General features: G+C 34.0%; 3 protein-coding genes. All 3 read left to right on the top strand.

Annotated features, from left to right (window positions below; genetic code table 11):
- On the top strand, positions 1-832 hold an 832-nt coding region (locus B0A64_RS08610; protein ID WP_133083317.1), incomplete at its 5' end, for a T9SS type A sorting domain-containing protein.
- Positions 833-877: 45 nt separating this feature from the next.
- Positions 878-5101, top strand: coding sequence for a DUF5977 domain-containing protein (locus B0A64_RS08605; protein ID WP_089479106.1), 4224 nt, complete (start codon positions 878-880; stop codon positions 5099-5101).
- Between the two features lie 26 nt (positions 5102-5127).
- Positions 5128-5867 (top strand): DUF6443 domain-containing protein (locus B0A64_RS08600; protein WP_244285379.1); only part of this gene is annotated, 740 nt, incomplete at its 3' end.

Raw genomic sequence — 5867 nt, 5'->3', positions numbered from 1 at the left:
CGAGATTCAGTGGCAAAATACCTATGGAGCCGAAGGCGATGATCAGCCCTATGTTATTCATCAAACTGCTGATGGTGGTTATATCGTGGGAGGAAACTCTAACAGCAAAAATGCGCTAACAACCCTGGGCGGCATCGTGGGCAATGGAACCGATTATTGGGTTTTAAAACTAGATCAGGACGGAGGAATTTTATGGAGCAGGACCTACGATTTTGGCAAAGTAGATATTTTGACTTCTCTGGTAGAAAATAAAGACGGGACGTATCTAATAGGTGGTTATGCACAAAGCGAGAGCAAACGACCAAGAGAAGGAATTGTGGCTAAGGCAATGAACATGGTTCATAAAGAAAAAGACGGAATCAATGATTATATCGCTCTAAAAATAGATAACAAAGGCGAAGAACTCTGGAGTAAAACAGTAGGAAGCGCCGGAGAAGATATTCTAAGAAAGTTAATCGAGACCCGTGACGGAGGATATCTTATGGCAGGTACCTCAAATTCGAGTGCCTCAAAAGATAAAAACGGCAGTATTGGTGGCAATGATTTTTGGGTCGTAAAACTAAAAGACAAAGCCAAAGTCGAGAAAGTAAAATCCAGTATCGAAGCAATTCCTAATCCGGCAAAGAGTTTTACCAATATAATTATTGGTTATGATTTTAAGGAAGGAACTGCTACTCTGGTCGATATTACAGGGCGTACTTTGCAGGAATTTGCCATTACCGGCAGAACAGTTCCTGTAAATCTAAGCAGCTACTCAGAGGGAATTTACATCATAAAGATCAAAACCGATGTAAAAACGGAGTCAGTAAAAGTGATTAAATCTGTTAATTAATTCAGATTTCTGTTTAAAACTATTTATATTAAGTTACAAACCAATATGAAATCAAATTTACATGCCTTTCTATTCTGCCTTATTTTTCTTAATACTAAAAAAGCAGTATCTCAGGATGGTGGAGGCGTACAAAAGCAATACATTCCTAACATAACTGTTGCTACACCTCAAGTTGCTTCTATGAGTAAAGTAGGAGAAATACCAATAGATATTTCTACAGGAAGGATGAATTATACCATTCCGATATTCGAAATAAAAGAAGGTAATTTTAGTATGCCAATTAATTTATCCTATAATTATTCCGGATTAATATTGGATGAAACACCTGGATATGCTGGTGTAGGATGGGCATTTAATATTGGTGGTTCAATCATGCATTCTATTAACGGATTAGACGATGAAGATCATCAAAATGATAAAACATCGATAGCAGCTTATATAAATAAGCTGCCTCCATTTAATACCTATACCTCAAAGCAGACTTATGATTTTTTAAAAGGTATTTCAAATGGACTAATTGATGGCGAACCAGATAAATATACAGTAAGTGTGGGCAGCATTAATTGTAGTTTTTATCTCGATAAAAATAATAATCCTATTTTCCTAAAAAATGAAAATTATCAAATTATAAAAAATCCGACAAATGGATTTACATTGATAGATGATGAGGGAATAAACTATGTTTTTAATCTTCCTATAAATGCGACTAAAGTTCAGGGAACAGAGGAATCTAATTATATTTCATCTTTTTTGTTAACTGAAATTAATTTTCCGTTTTCTACAAATAAAATAAAATTTGAATATAGTGATACTGTTCAATACATTGACACCAATGTAAGCCAGACTTTAATAAAAGCCACCAATCAGTTAGGTAATCCTATTTCAACTCAAGATTTAGTTAGGAATAATATAATTACAACTACTTTTTTTAACAGAAACTTGAATAAGATAACAACGAGTAATTGTACAATAGAGTTAGATTATAATCAAAATCCATCAGAATCAGGAGTTAGTGTGGTAAAGAAAATTGATATAAAAAATAACTTTGAAAATTTGGTTAAAAATTATTCCTTTTCATATTCAGGCTGGGTTGGTCGACGAACAAATTTATTGAATATTATACATAATGGTCAAATTATAAATGAAATGGAATATGATATGATTGTCGATTATCCTGTTTCAGCTAATTTGAATGATCGTCTGAAAAAAGACTTATGGGGATATTATAATAAAAATGCAACAGCGGCAACCTCCTCAACAAACCCTAATGATAATCCCAATATTAAACCTGATTTTGCCAGTACAAAGATTGGAGCCTTAAAAAAAATTATCTACCAAACAAAAGGGTATTCCATAATAGATTATGAACCTAATAGTATTTATATAGCTTCCGGGAATGTTTTTCCATATGACCTTGATTCTACGACTTATACAAATTTACCTGTAAAAAGCAATGCAGCTACAGGAGGGTCAAGTGAAAAAACATTTGTAGTAGACATTGTTCCAACAGAAATAGAATTTGATTACACATTGGCAAATAATACTAGCATAATGCCTATTGATAATAGAGAAGCTACTGTTAGTATATTTTCAGGACTAGAAACTAATTTTATTTTTAGAGATTCTCAACCTTGGAGTTGGGAAAACAGATGGATTCCAACCAATTTAAATAAAATAGGGACTAAACAAAAAATAGTTATTAATCAGTTGGGAACTTATCATATAAAAGCTACTTCAACCATTGGTGCTTCAGCGGTAATAAATGCTCGTGTTAAACAAGTATCTGATTCCTTCAATCAAACGGTAGGCGGTATAAGAGTGCAACAAGTTAAGAATTGCGATTTTAATGGTGAATGTATCACTACTGTTTACAATTATTCGCAATCCGGCAAAAGTACAGGTATAATGCTTCAAAGTCCAGTATTTTATTCGGGGTATTTTATTCAGGATAATTCAGAGTGTGTACAAGGAACATATACAAAAACAGATTATTTTAATTATTACAGTGTTTTCCCTTTATCGAATTTTAAAGGGAGTCCGGTTCTTTATAAAATAGTAGAAAAAATAGATGTGGGAGAAGGAAGTAATAACGGTAAAACTATATTCTCTTATCTGGGAAAAACAACACTAAACTCTTTGCAGGATGAACAATCTTATTTTATTACAGGATTATTGGATACTAAAGTTGAAACAGACAGAGCGAATACAAAAATTACAAAACAAAAAAACAACTATCTATTTGAAAAAAATGATGATACCAATAAATATGTATATAGCTTAGAATCCAAACATATTATTGAAAAATTAAGTGCAGGAGGAACAGGTATTGGTTCATCTTGCGGACCAATCTATAATTCTCCGTTAAATTGGTTCAAATATGGTTGGAGAACCATAAAAGCAAATAATTATGCCCTACAAAAAGAAGAAAATACGAACTACTTTCATGGTGATTCTTTAGTTCAGTCAACTTCATATAATTATAATTTAAATACAGGATTTTTAAAGAGTCAAACAACAACTAGTTCTGGAAAAGAAACCTTAGAAACAAAATATTTTTACCCAACAGACGCTGAATTGGTAAATGAACCTTTTCGAAATGACTTAATCAGCAAAAATATAATTGGAATTCCGTTGAGCACTCAAAGATATAATGGAGATAAGCTGTCAGAACAAAAAACGGAGTATGGTAATGACGCATCTACGTCTTATTTACTAGTTCCCAAATCTGTTTATACAAACAAAGGAGTTGCTGAAATAAATAAAAGTGCAGATAAAAAAATTACATATGATAAATATGATGATAAAGGAAATATTTTGCAGTATACGCTGGAAAGTGGCAGGCCAGTTTCTATAATATGGGGATATAATAAAACACTACCCATCGCTAAGATCGAAAATGCTGCTTATGATGAGATTGCCACCTATGTTGCCAACCTTCAAAGTTTATCAAATGCAGATGATGATAATTGCATGTCAAGTAGCTGTAATGAACAAATTCTGAGAGAGAAGTTAAATACTTTAAGGCTTTCGTTACCTCAAAGTATGATTACTACCTATACTTATAATCCACTTATTGGCATTACCAGCGTAACGGATTCTAAGGGAGTATGTTCCTATTATGAATATGATTTTGCAAATAGATTGTTACTTATAAAAGATAAGGCTTTAAATATTTTACAGAGGTATTGCTATAACTATAAAGGACAACAAATGGATTGTTCAGATCTCTATCCTTCAATAATTTATAAAAGTGTAGCAAGAAACGGGGTTTTTACTCGTGATAATTGTGGTTCAGGAACAGGAAATCAGGTAAGTTTTTCGTTAGAGGCAGGAGCAGTAACTTCAAAAATTTCTCAGGCGGATGCAGATGCAAAAGGTTTAGATAAATTTAATACCGATGGAATAGCCTATGCAAATGCTAATGGAAAATGTACTTTTAAAAGTGCGCCTTTAACAGGTTCTTTTCAGAAGTCAAATTGTACAGTTGGTGGAATAGGTTCTTTTGTTACTTACAGTTTAGCCGAAGGAGCAGTGACATTAAATACTTCTCAGGCAGATGTTGACCAGAAGGCTTGGACAAAATGGGATAGCGAAGGACGTATCAACGCCAATGCTTATGGAGATTGTAAATTTAGAAGTATAGCAATACCATCTCAGCCATTTCAAAAATCAGATTGTACAGTTGGTGGGGTTGGCTCTTTTGTTGATTATAGTCTGCCAGAAGGAGCAGTAATATTAAACACTTCTCAGGCAGATGTTAACGCTAAAGCTTGGACACAATGGGATAGTGAAGGACGTGCTAATGCAAATGCTACCGGAAAGTGCACCTATACAAGTGAGGCTATAAGTGGTTCCTTTACCAAAAATAATTGTCCGGTTGGAGATATTGGTTCTCCTGTAAATTATACATTACCAGCAGGATCATTTACATCGAATATTTCTCAAGATAATGCCAATGCCAACGCTACATCAATATTTTATAATAACGGACAAGCGAATGCAAATGCAAATGGAACTTGTAAAACAACGACTTATAAGGCTATTATTACAGATTCAGATCCTGATTTGGGAATTGTATGGGTTACAATTACAGCATCTTCCGCAGATCATCCGGCAAAAACGTTAAGTGTTGTAATATCTTATGATTATCCAAGAAATAAGATGTTAACAAAAACTGTCCCTCTTGTTTTACCAGTAAATCAAGCAGCAAAAACTTTTGCAATATCAATACCTTTTCAGACTTATGTAAAAATTACATCTTTCTATTAATTATTTAAAAGTATTAAGCAAACTGTATGAAAAAATACATCCTTATATTAATTCCGTTACTAATAGCTAGTTCGGGGCTTAAAGCCCAAACATTGAGCAATGATAACTTTGTTTACACCGCTTCGCCCAAAAAAGCAGTTCAGTCAGCTAATTATAATACACTTACCAAAGACGAGATCAATCAAAATGTAACCTATTTTGACGGATTGGGTCGCCCTGTCCAGACCATTGCTATTGGTCAGGGAGGTACCGGTCAGGATATCATAACCCCAATAGAATATGATGGTTTTGGCAGACAGATAAAAGACTATTTGCCTTATGCCGCTGCCAATGGTAGTACGAGTTATCCAAAAATTGATCCTGCAGCAGCTATTACAGCAGCAATAACGTATTATAGCGGTAAATATGAAAATGCCGGTAATCCTTTCTCTGAAAAGCAACTCGAAGCATCCCCATTAAACAGGATTTTGAAACAAGGAGCTCCCGGAGTCCCTTGGAATATGGGCGGGGGTCACGAAATAAAGTTAGATTATCAAATCAACACATCCTCTGATGCTGTAAAATTTTATAAAGCCACTACGAACTGGTTAGCAGGCTCAGGATTATACGACATTACGCTTTCAGACCAAGGGAATTATGCTCAAAAAGAACTCTACAAAAATATAACCTATGACGAAAATACAACAGCCAGCCCAAGCGAATCCTCAGGATCTACAGTAGAGTTTAAAAACAAAGAAGGACAAGTAATCCTAAAAAGAACCTATGA

This window comes from Flavobacterium araucananum, assembly GCF_002222055.1.
Lineage (GTDB): Bacteria > Bacteroidota > Bacteroidia > Flavobacteriales > Flavobacteriaceae > Flavobacterium > Flavobacterium araucananum.
Note: the sequence above shows the minus strand (reverse complement) of the source record. Positions and strands in the feature narration are given on the sequence as shown.

Coding starts and splice junctions, on each gene's coding strand:
- B0A64_RS08605 (WP_089479106.1), top strand. CDS start 878: ATGAAATCAAATTTACATGCCTTTCTATTCTGCCTTATTTTTCTTAAT.